The organism is Nocardioides humi, assembly GCF_006494775.1.
In the GTDB taxonomy this organism is placed as follows: Bacteria; Actinomycetota; Actinomycetes; order Propionibacteriales; family Nocardioidaceae; genus Nocardioides; species Nocardioides humi.
This window is the reverse complement of record NZ_CP041146.1, coordinates 1,365,148-1,380,992: the sequence shown is the minus strand read 5'-3', so window position 1 is coordinate 1,380,992 and position 15,845 is coordinate 1,365,148. Positions and strand designations below refer to the sequence as shown.

The 15,845-nt window shown below is 72.1% G+C and carries 16 protein-coding genes and 1 pseudogene; 12 read left to right on the top strand and 5 right to left on the bottom strand.

Annotated elements, in window-relative coordinates; all coding sequences use genetic code 11:
• Positions 1-30 precede the first annotated feature (30 nt).
• Complete coding sequence (locus FIV44_RS06785) at positions 31-717, bottom strand: MgtC/SapB family protein (protein ID WP_141003790.1); 687 nt, start codon at positions 715-717, stop codon at positions 31-33.
• Between the two features lie 138 nt (positions 718-855).
• Here FIV44_RS06785 and FIV44_RS06780 point away from each other — a divergent pair, with 138 nt between their 5' ends.
• The 11 genes from FIV44_RS06780 to FIV44_RS06730 all read left to right on the top strand — a co-directional run bounded on the left by FIV44_RS06780 (position 856) and on the right by FIV44_RS06730 (position 11,598).
• Complete coding sequence (locus tag FIV44_RS06780) at positions 856-1,761, top strand: MurR/RpiR family transcriptional regulator (protein ID WP_141003789.1); 906 nt, start codon at positions 856-858, stop codon at positions 1,759-1,761.
• A 61-nt stretch (positions 1,762-1,822) separates the two neighbouring features.
• Complete coding sequence (locus tag FIV44_RS06775; protein WP_181411030.1) at positions 1,823-2,854, top strand: BMP family lipoprotein; 1,032 nt, start codon at positions 1,823-1,825, stop codon at positions 2,852-2,854.
• Positions 2,851-4,359 (top strand): ABC transporter ATP-binding protein, encoded by a 1,509-nt coding sequence (locus FIV44_RS06770; RefSeq protein WP_141003787.1) that lies wholly within the window; start codon positions 2,851-2,853, stop codon positions 4,357-4,359. Before FIV44_RS06775 ends, FIV44_RS06770 begins: the two co-directional genes overlap by 4 nt.
• Positions 4,359-5,423: an ABC transporter permease gene (locus tag FIV44_RS06765; protein ID WP_141003786.1), complete on the top strand. Its 1,065-nt coding sequence runs from the start codon at positions 4,359-4,361 to the stop codon at positions 5,421-5,423. The genes FIV44_RS06770 and FIV44_RS06765 overlap by 1 nt, the downstream gene beginning before the upstream one ends.
• Positions 5,416-6,432 carry an ABC transporter permease gene (locus FIV44_RS06760; RefSeq protein ID WP_181411029.1) on the top strand — a complete coding sequence of 339 codons (1,017 nt, stop codon included), beginning with the start codon at positions 5,416-5,418 and terminating at the stop codon, positions 6,430-6,432. The genes FIV44_RS06765 and FIV44_RS06760 overlap by 8 nt, the downstream gene beginning before the upstream one ends.
• Positions 6,429-6,959, top strand: a complete 531-nt coding sequence (locus FIV44_RS06755; protein WP_141003784.1) for a metallophosphoesterase — start codon at positions 6,429-6,431, stop codon at positions 6,957-6,959. Before FIV44_RS06760 ends, FIV44_RS06755 begins: the two co-directional genes overlap by 4 nt.
• On the top strand, positions 6,926-7,810 hold the full coding sequence (locus FIV44_RS06750) for a bifunctional UDP-sugar hydrolase/5'-nucleotidase (RefSeq protein ID WP_141003783.1): 885 nt from the start codon (positions 6,926-6,928) through the stop codon (positions 7,808-7,810). The genes FIV44_RS06755 and FIV44_RS06750 overlap by 34 nt, the downstream gene beginning before the upstream one ends.
• Complete coding sequence (locus FIV44_RS06745) at positions 7,807-9,330, top strand: metallophosphoesterase (protein ID WP_141003782.1); 1,524 nt, start codon at positions 7,807-7,809, stop codon at positions 9,328-9,330. Before FIV44_RS06750 ends, FIV44_RS06745 begins: the two co-directional genes overlap by 4 nt.
• Before the next feature lie 8 nt (positions 9,331-9,338).
• On the top strand, positions 9,339-10,628 hold the full coding sequence (locus FIV44_RS06740) for a thymidine phosphorylase (protein WP_141003781.1): 1,290 nt from the start codon (positions 9,339-9,341) through the stop codon (positions 10,626-10,628).
• A 100-nt stretch (positions 10,629-10,728) separates the two neighbouring features.
• Positions 10,729-10,920: a hypothetical protein gene (locus FIV44_RS06735; protein WP_141003780.1), complete on the top strand. Its 192-nt coding sequence runs from the start codon at positions 10,729-10,731 to the stop codon at positions 10,918-10,920.
• Between the two features lie 27 nt (positions 10,921-10,947).
• Positions 10,948-11,598, top strand: a complete 651-nt coding sequence (locus FIV44_RS06730) for a VOC family protein (RefSeq protein ID WP_141003779.1) — start codon at positions 10,948-10,950, stop codon at positions 11,596-11,598.
• A gap of 5 nt (positions 11,599-11,603) precedes the next feature.
• On the opposite strand, the gene FIV44_RS06725 is transcribed toward FIV44_RS06730, so the two are convergent.
• From FIV44_RS06725 to FIV44_RS06710, 4 genes are all read right to left on the bottom strand, one after another.
• Positions 11,604-11,819 carry a hypothetical protein gene (locus FIV44_RS06725; protein ID WP_141003778.1) on the bottom strand — a complete coding sequence of 72 codons (216 nt, stop codon included), beginning with the start codon at positions 11,817-11,819 and terminating at the stop codon, positions 11,604-11,606.
• A 21-nt stretch (positions 11,820-11,840) separates the two neighbouring features.
• Positions 11,841-12,368, bottom strand: a complete 528-nt coding sequence (locus tag FIV44_RS06720) for a hypothetical protein (protein ID WP_141003777.1) — start codon at positions 12,366-12,368, stop codon at positions 11,841-11,843.
• A 10-nt stretch (positions 12,369-12,378) separates the two neighbouring features.
• Complete coding sequence (locus FIV44_RS06715; RefSeq protein WP_181411028.1) at positions 12,379-14,145, bottom strand: alkaline phosphatase; 1,767 nt, start codon at positions 14,143-14,145, stop codon at positions 12,379-12,381.
• Positions 14,146-14,290: 145 nt separating this feature from the next.
• Positions 14,291-14,923 (bottom strand): LysE/ArgO family amino acid transporter, encoded by a 633-nt coding sequence (locus FIV44_RS06710; RefSeq protein WP_141003776.1) that lies wholly within the window; start codon positions 14,921-14,923, stop codon positions 14,291-14,293.
• Positions 14,924-14,962: 39 nt separating this feature from the next.
• Here FIV44_RS06710 and FIV44_RS06705 point away from each other — a divergent pair.
• Positions 14,963-15,775, top strand: a pseudogene (locus FIV44_RS06705) (ArgP/LysG family DNA-binding transcriptional regulator); the annotation flags it as partial.
• Positions 15,776-15,845 lie beyond the last annotated feature (70 nt).

The following is a 15,845-nucleotide window of genomic DNA, read 5'->3' as shown; positions in this document are numbered from 1 at the left end:
GCGCGCATTCCTGGCCGGCGGGGCGGGGGATCAGTCGACCCGCTGGAGGTCGACCGCGCGCACGGTCGGGAGCAGCATGAGGGGCTCCACGAATTGGAGCAGGTCCTCCTGCTGGGGACTCGCCCGCCGGGTGAAGACCACCTCGACCACGTCGTCCGGGTGCCCTGCCTCGTGCGTGATGCCGCGGCGTACCTCCTCGACCTCCCCGGTGAGAGTCATCAGCTCGGACCAGAAGGGCTGCGGGACCAGCTGCCCGTGGGCGGTGACGGACAGCCGCATGCGCACGGTGCGCGCCCGCGTACGCCGATCGTTGAGCGCGGTGAGTGCGGTCAGCGCGACGATCACGATGGCCTCGGCGGCCAGGGTCTCCACGATGAGTCCGGCGCCGATGCACACCCCCAGTGCGCCGCTGATCCACAGCGTCGCGGCGGTCGTCAGGCCGCGCGTGGAGGTGCCGTCCTGCAAGATCGCGCCGGCGCCGATGAACCCGATGCCGGAGGCGACCTGGGCCGCGATGCGCGCCGGGTCCCAAGGGGTCACGCGGTCGATGTCGAGGAATCCGTAGGCACCGCCCAGCGTGAAGAGGCAGGCACCCACCGCGACGAGCAGATGGGTGCGCGCCCCGGCGGGATGCGCCCCGCGCTGTCGCTCGAGGCCCAGCGCGAGTCCGGCGGCCGCCGCGACCCCCAGGCGCATGACCATCTCCCACGACTCCACCTGCGACCACCTTCCGCGTACTGCGTGTGAACGATGAGGAAACTTGCCGCCCGCCTCTTGACGCGGGCGCTCCTTCAAGCAACTCTTCTTGCCTAAGAGTGCATCAAAGGCAAGATTCCTTGCAAGAGTGGAGACGGTATGACGGCGAGCGAGGCAGTCGGCGAGAACCTCCCGGACGACGCGGCATCCGCGGCAGCGGAGGCGACCGCGGTGGAGCGGATCCGTGGCGTCCTGGCGACCCTGCGGCGCAGTGATGCGCGGGTGGCGACGGTCCTGCTGGAGCGCGGCGAGAGGGTCGGGGTGCTGAGCGTCAGCGATGTGGCCGAGCTCGCGGGCACCTCGGAGTCCACGGTCGTGCGAGCGTGTCAGCGCATGGGCTTCCGCGGCTACCACGACGCGAAGCGCCAGCTCGTCGCGACGGCTGCCGCACCGGGGTCGCCCGACGACTTCGACCAGGTCGTGCCGGCGGACGAGAGCGGCGACGTGCTGGAGAAGGTCGTCAGCTCCAGCGCCGGCGTCCTGCGCGGCAGCCTCTCCACCCTCGACCGAGCCGCCTTCGCCGCAACCAGCCGCGCGCTGCGTCAGGCACGTCGGATCCTTCTGATCGGCGTCGGACCGTCCAGCCCGATCGCCCAGGACGCCGCCTACCGGCTGCGGTTGCTCGGTCTCACCGTCGACGCACCCGTCGACAGCCTCACCCAGCACCTGTCGGCCGGCCTGTTGTCCGCCGGTGACGTCGCGCTGGTGATCAGCCACACCGGTGCGACGCGCGAGACGCTCGCCAGTGCCCAGACCGCCGCCGACCGCGGTGCCGACGTCGTCGCGATCACCAGCTTCGCCCGCTCCCCCCTGACCCAGCTCGCCACCCACGCGCTCGTCACCGGTGGCGAGGGGACCGGGGTCCGCGTCGAGGCGATGGCGAGCCGGCTCGCCCACCTGGCCATCGTCGACGCCCTCTTCGTCGACCTGTCCGTCCATGCGGACCCGGCCACCCTCGCGCACATCGAGCGCGGCCACGACATCGCCACCGAGCATCAGCTCTGACGGTCCACCGACCACGAACCACCCACCCGTCTCGGATCCAGCTACCCGAGGGAGCAACCACATGTCCATCAGCATCCACCTGCGCGCACGGTCGGCTCGACGAGCCCCGGCCGCGGCAGCGGCCGCCCTCGTGGGCGTCGCCGCCCTCGCCGCCTGCGGCGACCCCGACAGCGCGTCCGGCGGTGACTGCGGCTACGCGTTCGTGTTCGAGCAGCCGACCGCCAGCAACACCGCGCAGCAGACGATCCAGCGCGGTCTCGAACTGGCCGAGAAGGACGAGGGCGTCGACATCGACATCGTCGACGGCACCGGCCTGGCCCAGGTCGCCGACAATCTCCGGGCCGCCGCCGACAAGGGTTGCTACGAGGCGATCGGTACGGCGTTCTTCGCCGTCGGCGAGATCGTCACCGAGGTCGCTCGCGACTATCCGGACCAGAAGTTCTTCATCCTCAGCGGCGCGGCCGAGGGCGACAACGTCTACAACTACAGCCCGGCCAACGAGCAGGGCACCTACGTCGCCGGCGCCATGTCCGCGGCGATGAGCGAGTCGGGCGTCCTCGGCGTGGTCCTGGGCGACGACTCGCCGCCCCTCAAGCGGTTCAGCGCCGGCTTCAAGGCAGGCGCCCAGTCGGTCGATCCCTCGGTCGAGGTCCTCGAGAACGCGGTGGGCAGCTTCTCCGACGCGGCGAAGGCCGCTGCCGTCGCCCGCTCCCAGACCACCCGGGGCGCCGACGTCATCTACTCGGCCGCCGGGTCGAACCTCGAGGTGTACTTCCAGGCCGACGACAAGGGCTATCAGGTCGTGGCCAGCGACCTGTCCGACTATGCGGCGGCCAAGGACCGTGATCCCGCCGTGGCGTTCATCGCCGCGGAGGCGGCCGACGAGGAGGCCCGGTTCGCCATCGCGCAGTTCGTCGAAGGTACGGCGACGGCCGGGTCCAACGAGCTCGGCCTCGCCGACGGCGTCTTCTCGATCCCGTACATCACCGACGACGGCACCGACGACTACCAGCTGCCCGCCCATGTCGTCGAGGCGGGCAAGAAGGCCTACGACGACGTCGTCAGCGGCAAGGTCGACGTCCCGAGCGCATGACATCGCAGCGCCACACCACGCAGCGGCCCGGCTCGACCGTGGTCCGGTGCCGGGCCGTCGCCCGACGGTTCGGCAGCGTCCCTGCCCTGACCCGTGCCGACCTCGCCGTCGACGAGGGCGAGATCCTCGCCCTCGTCGGTGAGAACGGCGCCGGGAAGAGCACGCTCATGCGCATCATCGCGGGGGAGATCGCCGCCGACGCCGGGGAGGTGAGCGTCGACACCGCCGTCGGCCTGGTCAGACAGCAGCTCTCGACCGTGCCGGGCCTGACCGTCATCGAGCAGATCGCTCTCGCTGCTCCGGCGGGAGGTCGGGTCGACTGGCGGCGACTCAGGCGTGAGGTCACCGAGCTCATGGACTCCACCGGCCTGGAGGTGCCGCTGGACACGCAGGCCGACCGGCTGCCGGTCTCCCTCCAGCAGCGCGTGGAGATCCTCTCGGTCATCCACCGCGGCGCCCGCTGCCTGCTGCTCGACGAGCCGACGACGTACCTGACACCGCATGAGGTCGACGGCCTCTTCGAGATGATCCGGGGGCTGACCCCCACCGGCGTGAGCGCGGTGTTCATCAGCCACAAGCTGCGTGAGGTCGCTGCCTTCTGCGATCGGGTCAGCGTCCTGGCACGCGGCGAGACGGTTGCGACCTTCGACGAGCCCCCGTTCGACCTCGCCGAGCTCGGCCGCGCCATGACCTCCAAGACCGCCGCGGTCGACCCGGGGCGAGGGCGGTCGCACCGCGGGGATCGCGGCCGGGCACGCGGCGATCACGACGGCACCCGCCACAACCGGATGAGGCTGCGCGCCGGCTCCGCACTCGCCGTCGCCGAGGGTGAGATCGTCGGCATCGCGGGGGTCGCCGGCAACGGGCAGGACGAGCTCGTCGCCACGCTCACCGGGCTGCGACGCCACGGCGCGTTCGCGCCGGTGCTGCTCGACGGGCGTGACGTCACCTCCCTCTCGCCGTGGCGCCGCCGCCGGAAGGGCGTGCGTCTGGTCCCGAGCAACGTGAAGCAGGCCGCGGTCGCAGCCGAGGCCACGCTGGCCGACAACCTGCTCACGGCCCGGGTCGACCCTCGCTACACCCGTCGCGGTGGCTGGCTCGAACGATCCGAGGTCGATGAGCGCACCGACGACTGTCTGAGGGACTACGGCGTCGTCGCGACCGGGCACGACCAGTTGGCCGGGGAGCTCAGCGGTGGCAACCTCCAGAAGTTCGTCGTGGCCCGCGAGCTCGCCCACGACGCGAGCGTGCTGATCGCCCATGAGCCGACGCGGGGCGTCGACTTCGCGGCGGCGGCCCAGATCCGGCGCCGTCTCGACCGGTTCGCGGAAGGGGGAGGCGGCGTGGTGCTGCTCACCAGCGACCTCGACGAGCTCCTCGAGCTCAGCGACCGCGTCCACGTGCTCTACAACGGCGACCTGAGCCAGTCCTTTCCCGCAGAAGAGCTCAGCGTGGGCAGATTGGGCGAGCTGCTGGGCGGCATCGATCGAGGAGCGACAGCCTGATGTCTCCGCTGAACTTCGCCCGCGCCATCACCTCGGTCACCCTCTCGGGCCTGGTGCTGGTCGGCCTGCTGGTCGTCCTCCTGCAAGGCCCTGCGGCGGTCGTGCCGGCGCTCGACGCGTTCCTCACCGGCGTCGTCGGAGGACCGACCGCGATCGGCGCCACCGTCGGGAAGCTGACGCCCATCCTGTTCATCGCCGTCGCCGCGACCGTTGCCTTCAGGGCGGGGCTGTTCGACGTCGGCCAGATCGGTCAGTACGTCTTCGGGGCGGCGGCTGCGGGCATCGTCGCCCCGGCCTGTCCCGGGCCCGGCCTGCTGGTCATCGTCGTGACGATGGCGGCAGGCGTCGCGGCAGGCGCCGCATGGTCGGTGGTCACGCATGCCCTGACCCGGCTCACCGGGCTCGACCTGATCGTGCTGAGCCTGGTCGCCAACTACCTCGCTGACGGGCTCGCCCGTCTGCTGGTCCGCACGACCTTCCAGGACCCCGACGCCTTCAGCGTCATCGCCACGCGTCAGGTCCCCGAACATGCGTGGCTGCCGCTCGTCCTGCAGCGCACCAGCTTCCACGTCGGCATCTTCGTCGCGCTCGCGGCGTTCATCGTCGTGGCGGTCGTTTACCGCCGCCACCAGTGGGGTCACCGCACGCGGATGTTCGGGCTGAACCCGGTCGCCGCCGAGCTCAACGGGGTCAGCCCGACCGTCTTCGAGCGACAGGTGCTCTCGGTCTCGGGCGGCATCTGCGGTCTCGCCGGCGCGGTCCAGGTCCTCGGCGTCTTCCACCGCTACCAGGACGGCGCCTTCGGTGGTTCGGCCTCGATCGCCTGGAGCGGCCTCACCGCGGCCATCCTCGTCACCTCCGGCGTCGTCGCCGTGCTGCCGATGGCCACGATGCTGGCGGTCCTCTCCACCGGCTTCGTCGGCATCCAGCGGGACCTCGGTGTCAGCGCCGGTCTCGGCTCCCTGCTGCAGGGCGTCGTCATCATCGCCGCCGCGGTCGCGCTCCGAGCGCGCTCGGAGCCGACCCGTCCCCGTCGTCGTCCCCAGGAGACCTCTCGTGACTGACCTGCTGCTCGGCGCCGATCTGTGGACCTCCACCCTGCGTGGGGGAGCAGCCCTCCTCTTCGTCGCCCTCGGCGTCTACCTGCCGTACCGGGCGGGAGCGCTGAACCTCGGCGCCGAAGGCATCATGCTCGCCGGCTGCTACGGAGCGATCCTGGTCGCCGCCAAGACCGGCGGCAGCCCGTGGGTCGGCGTGCTGGCGGGCATGGCCACCGGAGCGGCTCTCGCCGGTCTCCTGGCCCTCCTGGCGCTCGGCCTTCGCGCGAACCTCTACGTCATCGGCATCGCGCTCAACTTCGCGGTCAGCGGGGGCACGGCCGTCCTCACCGGCATCCTGTACGGAACGGCCGGCACCATCACGACTCCCTCGCTCAGCCCCCTGCCCCACGTCGGCGCACACTGGGACCAGGGACTGCCGTGGCTGGGTCAGCTCCTCGGCTCCCAGACCGTGCTGGTCTATGTGGCCATCGGGGCCGCCGTGGCGACGACGTGGTGGATCAACAACTGGCGGTCCGGCGTCGTCCTGAGAGCGACCGGCACTCGCCCGGATGTCGTCCAGGCGCAGGGGTTCGACGTGCGCCGTACCCAAGCGATCGCACTGATCGTCGGAGGCGCTCTCATCGGTCTCGGCGGTGCGCAGCTCGCGTTGTCCGGCACTGCGCAGTTCACCCCGGACATGACCTCGGGCCGCGGCTTCGTCGCTCTGACGCTCATCTTCGTGGCCGGCAGCCGCTGCGGTCTGCTCATCCCGCTCGCGTTCGCCTTCGCCGCCTTCGACGCGGTCGGCGTCAATCTCCAGGCGCTCCACCTGCCCACGGAGCTGTCGGCCGTCGTCCCGTACGCCGCCGTGATCGTCCTCCTCGTCCTCGTGGCTCGCGGCCAGGAGCTCCTCCGACGCCGCCGGCCGGCGGCGACCCCGACGGCAGGAGGTCCCGACGAGCCGCCCCAGCCGCCCCAGCCGTCGCTGACCGCGGACCTGTCGATCTCCTCCCAGGAGGCGGATCGCCTGTGACCCGATCGACCGCCCGGCAGTCCGTCCCGACGTCGCTGCCCGTCCGTCGCCCCGGGACCGCCCTGCGGATCCTGGCGACCAACGACCTCCTCGCGACGTTCGAGCCGTTGGCGACCACCTACGGCCGCACCGGCTGCATCCCGTACCTCGAGCAGCTGCTCGACCGGGAACGCCTGGACGGTCCGGTGCTGTGGCTCGACGGCGGGGACCTCAGCGGGGGAGCGGCGCGTGGCCTGCTCCGCGACGACTGGCCGCCGGCGTTCGCGGACGTGCCCATCGCCGCCGCCGCGGCCGGCAACCACGAGTTCGACGACCCCGGCCTCCTTCCCGATCTCGGCCGGGTGCTCGCGTTCCCCGTGCTCTGCGCCGACCGAGGCACCGAGCTCCCCCGAGCACCTTGCTCAGCACCCCCGCCGGCGGTGTCGGCGTCATCGGGATCAGCCACCCTTCCTCCGAGCTGCTCGGCCACGCACCTGAACGTCGCTCCGACTGGATGCAGGCCGTTGCGCTCGAGGCGACGTCACTGAGGCGCGCCGGCGCCCGTTGGGTCGTCGCCCTCTGGCACAACGGCGTCACCTGGACCGCGACCGGCACGCGCACCGGCCGGTGGGAGACGGAGACCTCGGCGGTCGCAGCCTCGTTCGACCTGATCCTCGGCGGCCACACCCTCACCGGCTGGAGCGGAGTCCTGCACGGCGTACCGGCAGGTCACGGACATGGCTTCGCCGGCTCGGTGCTGGTCGTCGATCTGCCCGCCGACGGCGCCGCTCGGGTCCATGCGCCGCACGTGCTGCGGACGCCGGCCGCCGGCTCGGACCCGACGCCCGGGACCGGCCCTCGGGCCCTGCTCCAGGAACAGCTGCGGCGCTGGCAGGGCACCACGATCGGTCACCTCCGCGAGACGTTGACGATGCGACCGGGCGAGGCCAACGACCTGGGCGACTTCATCGCCCGGGCATGGCTGGACCGGGTCGCGGACGCCGACGCGGCGATCGTGCCCGCCTGCGAGCTGTGGACCCAGCCGCCGATCGACGGGACGGTCGCCGCCCTCCTCGCCGGTGACATCTCCGAGCTCGATCTGCGGCGCCTCTTCCCGTTCGACGACACGCTCGTACTGATCGAGCTCGGCGCCGGTCGGTGGGAGAGGCTCCTGGCCGCGCACGACCGCATGACCGACTTCGCGAACACGGAAGGCGATGCGGTGTGGTGGAACTGGGCCCGGGGGCGTGCCGGCATCGCTCAGGAAAGCGACTCACCGCGCCGACTGGTGACCTCGCGCTTCGCGGCGAGGCTCCTCGACGGAGCAGGGGCAGAGCTCCGCACCCACCCGTCCGACGTGCATGCCAGCGCCCCTGTCGCGGAGGTGCTGCAGAGGTGACGCAGCCCGTCCCGATGCCTCCACCCGGACCGGGCACCGTCCGCATCGCCGTGCTCAGCGACGCGCACCTCGGCGGCCGCGGCGAAGCCGTGTGGCACAACCGGCTCCGCTACGACGAGGCCCCCGCCATTCTCGCGTCCGCCGTCCGGGCTGCGACCGCCCAGCGGGCCGTCCTGCTGCTCGCTCTCGGGGACCTGGCCGATCTGGGAGACCAGGCTTCGCTGCGCGACGTCCGCGCTGCGCTGTCGGTCTTCCCCGGACCGGTCCGCGTGGTGCCGGGCAATCACGACCGGGCCCGGGACAACGAGTCGTTCGAAGCGGAGGTCGCCGATCCCGCTGCGGACCTGTCTCTCGCGGGCTCGACCCTCGAGAGACACGCCGGCTTCGGCCTGTGCGGCCTCACGGTGTGGAGCGACGACGGCGGCCGCACCTGCGTCGGCGTCCTCCCCGACCCCTCGAGCTGGCCGGCCGGGCTCGTCGTCCTCGCGAGTCACTACCCGGTCCTCGACGTCACGGAGCGGCTCGCGGGCGCCGGCGTTCGCGACGCCGGCACCCTCCGCAACCACGACGCGGTGCCTCCGGACCTGACGGACCGCCCGGCGCCGACGCTCGTGCTCAACGGGCACCTGCACGCCCGCGTCGAGCACGCGGTCGGCTCCGCTCTCCAGCTCTCGGTCGGCGCGCTCGTCGAGGTGCCGCACGAGGTGACCTTCGTCGACCTGACGCCGAGCAGCGACGGGGAGTCGACCGACGTCGTCGTACGCCGGCTGTCGCTGCCGCCGTCGGGCGAGAGCGAGGCGAGCACCTCCCCAGTCCTGGCCCCGAGCGTCAGCCGCTGGGAGTGGAGCGATGCGGGATGGACCCGCCTTCCCCCGGCAGCCGGCGGTCGCCCGGTCCTGTGCCTCGACTGGAACGGCACGGTCGTCGATGACGACGAGCGCGCCCGCGAGGTCAGCGTCTCCGTCCTCGCCGAGCTCGGCGTCGACGTCGACCGGCTCAGGACCGTCCAGGACTTCCGCCGGGACTTCACGCTGCCCCTGTCATCGTTCTTCAGCCGTCAGGGCGTCCGGGATCACGCTCTCGCCCGGGCGGTCGCCCGGTGGAACGAGGGGATGCTCGCCGCGGCACCGCCGCGACTCGGCCCCGGGGCCCGCGACCTGCTGACCTGGGCGATGCGGAACGACGTGAGCATCCACATCGTGTCGGGAGCCGACCCACGGGTGGTCACCGCGGACCTGGCCGCGCTGCTGCCCGAGGTCCGGGTCACGTCCGTCGTCGGCCATGCCCACCCGAAGAGCGCCGTCCTCGAGCGACTGTCGGCGAGTGGTCCGGTGGTGTTCGTCGGCGACACCGCGTACGACGTCGTCGAAGGCCGCCGGGCAGGCGGCTTCGCCGTCGGCTTCGCCGCCGATGCCGCCAAGGCCGATCGCCTCGCCGCCGCGGGCGCCGACGCGGTCGTCACCGACCTCGCTCAGGTCGCCGAGCTCATCTCCGCCCGCCATCTCGCCCACTTCGCCTAGGAGCACCGATGTCCCCAGCACATGACGCCGTCGAGGTGATCCTGACCAAGCGTGACCGCGGCAGTTTGTCGACGAGTCAGATCGACTGGATGGTGGATGCCTATACGCGGGGCGTGGTCGCGGATGAGCAGATGTCGTCGTTGTTGATGGCGATCTTGTTGAACGGGATGGATCGTCGGGAGATCGGGGACTGGACGGGGGCGATGATCGCTTCGGGGGTGCGGATGGATTTCTCGGCGTTGTCGCGGCCGACGGCGGACAAGCACTCCACGGGGGGTGTGGGGGACAAGATCACGTTGCCGTTGGCTCCGTTGGTCGCGGCGTGTGGGGTGGCGGTGCCGCAGTTGTCGGGGCGGGGTCTGGGCCACACGGGTGGGACGTTGGACAAGCTGGAGTCGATCTCGGGGTGGCGGGCGTTGTTGTCGAACGAGGAGATGTTGGCGCAGTTGGAGTCGGTGGGTGCGGTGGTCTGTGCGGCGGGCGAGGGGCTGGCGCCGGCGGACAGGAAGTTGTACGCCCTGCGGGATGTGACCGGGACGGTGGAGGCGATCCCGTTGATCGCCTCGTCGATCATGAGCAAGAAGATCGCGGAGGGTACGGGTGCGTTGGTGCTGGATGTGAAGGTCGGCAGTGGCGCGTTCATGAAGGACGTGGACCGGGCGCGGGAGTTGGCTGAGGTGATGGTCGCGCTGGGTGTGGATGCGGGGGTGCGTACGGTCGCGTTGTTGACCGACATGGAGACCCCGTTGGGGTTCACGGCTGGGAATGCGGTCGAGGTTGCGGAGTCGGTGGAGGTGCTCGCGGGTGGTGGTCCGGCGGATGTGGTGGAGCTGACGGTGGCGTTGGCGCGGGAGATGCTGGCGGGTGCGGGCCGGGAGGATGTGGACCCGGCGGAGAGGTTGGCGGACGGGTCGGCGATGGATGTCTGGCGGGCGATGATCTCGGCGCAGGGTGGTGATCCGGATGCGGCGTTGCCGGTCGCGCGGGAGCAGCATGTCGTCACTGCCGAGGCTGATGGGGTGCTGACCCGGCTGGACGCGTTGTCGGTCGGTATCGCCGCGTGGCGGCTGGGCGCTGGGCGCGAGCGCAAGGAGGATCCGGTGCAGGCGGGTGCGGGCGTGGTGTGGCACGTCCGCCCCGGTGACCGGGTTCGTGCGGGGGAGCCGTTGTTCACGTTGCACACCGATACTCCGGAGCGCTTCGAGCGGGCGTTGGCTGTGTTGGAGGGTGGCTACGAGGTGGCGGCGCCCGGGACGTCGTACACCTCCCAGCCCCTGGTCATCGACCGCGTCGGCTGACGCTCCCGTTCCGGGCCGCGGACGGTCGAGGTGCGATGACGCCGGCGTCCGACAATCCCGCTGCGCCGCCGACGCGGACGCGGCGATCGCCAGGGCCGAGGTGGAGGCCGCTGAGTACGCCGACGTGCTCGGCTGCGAGCCGACGCCGCTGTTCCAGTCGTTCTGGCTGACCGACGAGCCCGCGGACGGTGCCGAGGTCTTCTCGCTGATGCGGACCAGCGACCTCGGGCCGGATGCCTATCTCGATCACTTCTTCGACAACGGCGACGAGCATCAGCGTGTGGTCGAGTGACCGGCGGGTCGGCGCTAGGGTCCGTCCGTGGCCGTGACCATCGCCGAGCTCGTCGTCGCCGACCCGCCGGAGGCCTGGCGGGAGGCCGGATTCGCCGTGGACGCCGACGGCACCTGCCGGGTGGGGAGCGTGCGGATCCGGCTGGTCGGGCGTGAGCAGGGGAAGGGCATCGTGGGGTGGTCCCTACGCGGGCTCCCCGATGCCGTGCGGTCCGGCGAGGTGGACGGCGTGCCGACCACGCGGTCCACGGCAGAGCCGACCGGGCAGACAGAACCGCACCCCAACGGCGTCACCCACATCGACCACGTGGTGCTGCTCTCGCCCGACCTCGACCGGACGAGGAGGGCGCTGGAGGCTCTCGGCCTCGACGTACGACGGGAGCGGGCCGGCGAGCTGGGCGGGATGCCGATGCGGCAGCTGTTCCTCCGCCTCGGCGAGGTGATCCTCGAGGTCGTGGGGGCACCGGACACGGCCGGCCAGGGACCGTCCAGCCTGTGGGGACTCACCCACACGGTGGCGGACGTCGATGCGGCGGCCGCGCTGCTGGGGGAGCGGACGTCGCGGGTGAAGGACGCCGTCCAGCCCGGCCGGCGGATCACCACGCTGCGGCACCGCGACCTCGGGATGTCGGTCCGGACCGCGCTGATCTCCCCGCACGTGCGGCGTGACCCTGCCTGACCGGGTCAGGATCGGCGCTGCAGCACCACCCAGCCGAGCGCGACGCCGAAGCCGGCGAAGATCGGCCCGATGATCGCGAAGGTCTCGGACCTCTCGTCACCGATGACGCCCCACGACAGCAGCGTCCAGTAGCCGCCGAGCACCACCAGGAGCGCGGCCGGGGGCAGGCCGAGGAGCAGCCTCTGCCAGCGCGGGCGCGCGCCGTAGCGGTCCTGGTCCACGCCCCGGAGACTACTCGGCGGCTACTCGTTCACGAGGACGGGTACGCCGACGGCCGCGGTGACCGCGGTGCCCCGCAGCTTGCGCGGTACGGCGATCGTGAAGGTCTCGTGCTCCGACGGCGGCCCCTCCTCGTGGTGGGCGCCCTCGTCGAGGTGGTGCGTGAACCGGCCGCGGCCGATCAGGGTGCCGGAGGCGTCGTAGAAGCCGGCCAGCACCTGGAGCTCGAGCAGGTCGGAGACGTCGCTGGTGATCTCGATCGAGCCGACGACGTGCTCGCCGTCGAAGGTCACCTCGCCCAGCCGGAACCGGTCGTCGAAGGGCCCGGGGATGCGGCCGACCGCTCCGGGGGCTCCGGGGGCGGCGGTCGCGATGCCGGGCAGGTCGGGCTCGCCGGTGGGCGCGGGCAGGTCGGGGAAGCTGGTGACCATCACAGGGGAGGGGGTGCTGGTCACCGGCGTGGCGGAGGGGCCGCCGTCCCCGGCGCCGCCGCAGCTCGTGAGCACGAGCGCGGCGACGACCGAGGCGGCGGCAGCGGTGATGGGCCTCATGGGGAGCGGGTCAGCGGACCTTGACCTTGACGACCGGCGACGTCGAGGGGTCGTACGACGTGTCGCCGGCGTACTCCGCCCGCAGCTTGTGCTTGCCCTTCTTCAGCTTGACCTTGACCTTCACCTTGCTGCCGGTGACGGCGACGGTCTTGAGGACCTTGCCCTTGTCGAGGATCCTCACCGAGCCGGTCGCGGCGGCCGGGCTGACGGTGACCTTCACCGTGACCTTGGCCGGCTTGGTGCCCTTGCCCTTGGCCTTCTTCGGCGCCTTGATCGCGGTGGTCGACGCCTTCTTGGCCTGCTCCGCCGGCGGCGCGGAGCCGTCGAGGTTCAGTGCCGTGCGGACGATGCCGAACAGGTCGGTGTTGTCGATCTCGGCGGCGATGGCGGCCGAGCCGGGGCCGTAGGCGAAGACCGGGACGTCCGCGCCGGTGTGGTTGCCGGAGAGGTAGGTGAGCCACAGGCTCGCCTCGGGGCTGCCGTCCACGACATCGGCCGGGTCGTCCTCGGTGCGGAAGGTCTCGGGCGCGAACTCGGTGCGCCCCGCGTCCTTGGCCTGGTTCGCGCTGCGCGAGGGCGTCGAGTTGTTGGCGGGGTTGCCGCCGTCGACGTTGACCGGCAGGTGGTCGGCCTCGGCGTTGGTGAAGGTGCCCTTCTCGATGATGTTGAAGCCCGCGCACTCGTGGTCGGCGGTGACGATCACGAGCGTGTTGCCGTCGGTCTTGGCGAAGTCGAGGGCGACCTTGACGGCGTCGTCGAACGCCTTGATCTCCTCCAGCGTCTGGGCGGCGTCGTTGGCGTGCGAGCGCTTGTCGATGAGGGCGCCCTCGACCTGCAGGTAGAAGCCCTTGCCGCCGTTCGCGTCGCTCTTCGCCTCGAGCAGGCTGATCGCCTTCGTCGTCATCTCGGCGACGGTCGGCTCCTGCGCCTCGGGCGAGGACGGGTTGTCCTGCTTGGCCTTCTCGATGGTCAGGTTGCCCTTGTTGAACAGGCCGAAGACCTTCTGGCCGCTCGCCGCGTCGAGGTCGCTCTCGGTCGCGACGGTCTGCGAGGCGGGCGAGCCGAGGACGGTGTAGCCGTTGGCCTTCAGCGCGTCCTCGTCGTCCCCGTCGAACCGGGCGAGGCCGCCGCCGAGGATGACGTCGGCGGTCTGGTTGCGCGCGATCTGGTCGGCGATCGGCGTGACCCGGACGTCGCTGGTGTCGAGCTCCTCGCCGGTGATGGCGGTGTCCTGGCAGCTGGCGACGGAGTACGTCGGCCCCTGGCAGCCGCGGGCCAGCGCGTGCGACATCTGGCCGGCGGGGGTGGCGTCGGTGATCTCGGCGGTCGACACATTGCCGGTCGCGAGGCCGGCGGCGTGCGCCTGCTCCATCACGGTCGGCACGAGGTTGCCCTTGGCGTCGACGCCGAGGGCGGCGTTGTAGGTCTTCACGCCGGACGACCAGGCGGTCGCGGCGGACGCGGAGTCCGTCACGTAGTTGGGGCGGAAGTCGGCCTGGCCGGGCTGGCCGGAGTTCTTCTCGATGGCGTACGTCGACACCTGGCCGATCACCGGCATCGTCTCCATGTTCAGCTTGCCGGCGGCGCCGTAGAACCGCTCGCGGCCCGCGGTGACGTGGGTGCGGCCCATGCCGTCGCCCAGCAGGTAGATGACGTTCTTCGCCTTGCCCGCGGCCGGCTCGGCCGCGGCGGCCTGGCCGGCCAGGCTCGCGCCGACGCCGGCCGAGCCGGCCAGCAGCACGACCGCCAGGGCGGTGCTCTTGATCCGAGATCGCATGCTTGGGATGTCCCTTCCTCCGCGCGCCGGCGGTCGGCGCGCCGCCCGGGACGCTAGGAAGCGCGCGACAACCGGCCGCCAGCAGCAGTTGGCCGGCAGGTGTGCGCGAGGTGAACGGCTCGTGCGCGACACCGCTCAGTCCGGGCTAGCCGAGGGCGAGCCGTGCGGCGATCAGCACCATGGTCGCGGCGATGCACAGCTCCAGGACCTGCCACGCGCGCGCTCGCGCCAGCAGCGGACCGAGCAGGCGCGCACCGAAGCCGAGTCCGCAGAACCACAGCACGCTCGCCAAGGCAGCGCCCACGCCGAACCACCACCGGCCGGCCGGCTCGCCGCCGTCGTGCGCGGTCGCGACCGAGCCGATGAGGAGCAGCGTGTCGAGGTAGACATGCGGGTTGAGCCAGGTGAGCAGCACCGTCCGGGTGACCACGCTGCGCCGGGTCTCGGTGACGGTGCCGCCGGCGCCGCCGTTGCCGTTGGCCGCCGCCAGCGCCTCGGGCCGGTTCGCGCGCCGGAGCGACCCGGCGGCGTACCAGAGCAGGAAGGCGACGCCCAGCCACCGCACGACCTCGAGCGCCCACCCGGTCCGGTCCACGACCGCGCCGACGCCGGCGATGCCCGCGGCGATGAGGACGGCGTCGGAGGCCGCGCAGATGAGCACCACGACGCCGACGTGCGACCGGAGCAGGCCCTGCCGGAGGACATAGGCGTTCTGCGCGCCGATCGCGACGATGAGGGAGGCCGTGGTCAGCAGGCCGGCGACGGCAGGGGCGAGCACACGTCGAACCTAGGTGCGTGCAGTGATGAAGACCAGCGAATGTTCCTACAGGAACCTAAGCTGTGCTTCACTCGATCCATGCGCTTCGACCCGGCCCAGCTGGAGACGCTCGTCGCGATCACCGAGGAGTGGACCTTCGAGGCCGCGGCCCGGCGGCTCCACGTCACCGCCAGCGCCGTGAGCCAGCGCGTCCGGGCGTTGGAGCAGGCGGCGGGCCAGGTCCTCGTCCGTCGTACGACGCCCGCGACCGTCACCCCCGCCGGGGAGCCGCTCGTGCGACTCGGCCGGCAGCTGCGGCTGCTCGCCGCCGAGGCCGCGGCGAGCCTGGGCGGCGACGACGTGGTCGACCTCGCCGTCGCCGTCAACGCCGACAGCCTCGCGACCTGGTTCCGCCCGGTGCTCGCCGCCGTCGCGCGACGACCGGGCACCGCCCTGCGGCTGCATGTCGAGGACCAGGCCTACTCCCACGACCTGCTCCGTCGCGGCGAGGTGCTGGCCGCGGTGACCGGGGAGCCGCGCCCGGTCCAGAGCTGCGTCGTGGAGCGCCTCGGCGGGATCCGGTACACGCCGGCCGCCGTGCCCTGGCTGGTCGAGCGGCACCGCCGGGGCCGCGGCATCGACTGGTCCGCCATGCCGCTCATCGTCTACAACGAGAAGGACCATCTCCAGGACGACCTGCTCGCCGCCCACGGGGCCGGACGTCCGCCGGTCGTGCACCGGGTCCCGAGCAGCGCCGACTTCCACGAGGCGATCCGGGCCGGCCTCGGCTGGGGGATGCTGCTCGACCCGCAGCTCGCCGCCAGCCTCGCCGCCGGCGAGGTGGTCCGGCTGCCGGGCGCCCGGCCGGTCGTCGTCCCCTCTTCTGGCAGCGCTGGCGCCTCGACGGCCCCGCGCTCGCCGCGCTCACCGAGGACGTACGACG

What these genes read in the sequence shown, in the direction of transcription:
- FIV44_RS06740 (WP_141003781.1), top strand. Translation starts at nt 9,339, where the DNA reads ATGTCCCCAGCACATGACGCCGTCGAGGTGATCCTGACCAAGCGTGAC.
- FIV44_RS06780 (WP_141003789.1), top strand. Translation starts at nt 856, where the DNA reads ATGACGGCGAGCGAGGCAGTCGGCGAGAACCTCCCGGACGACGCGGCA.
- FIV44_RS06770 (WP_141003787.1), top strand. Translation starts at nt 2,851, where the DNA reads ATGACATCGCAGCGCCACACCACGCAGCGGCCCGGCTCGACCGTGGTC.
- FIV44_RS06775 (WP_181411030.1), top strand. Translation starts at nt 1,823, where the DNA reads ATGTCCATCAGCATCCACCTGCGCGCACGGTCGGCTCGACGAGCCCCG.
- FIV44_RS06750 (WP_141003783.1), top strand. Translation starts at nt 6,926, where the DNA reads ATGCAGGCCGTTGCGCTCGAGGCGACGTCACTGAGGCGCGCCGGCGCC.
- FIV44_RS06715 (WP_181411028.1), bottom strand. Translation starts at nt 14,145, where the DNA reads ATGCGATCTCGGATCAAGAGCACCGCCCTGGCGGTCGTGCTGCTGGCC.
- FIV44_RS06765 (WP_141003786.1), top strand. Translation starts at nt 4,359, where the DNA reads ATGTCTCCGCTGAACTTCGCCCGCGCCATCACCTCGGTCACCCTCTCG.
- FIV44_RS06720 (WP_141003777.1), bottom strand. Translation starts at nt 12,368, where the DNA reads ATGAGGCCCATCACCGCTGCCGCCGCCTCGGTCGTCGCCGCGCTCGTG.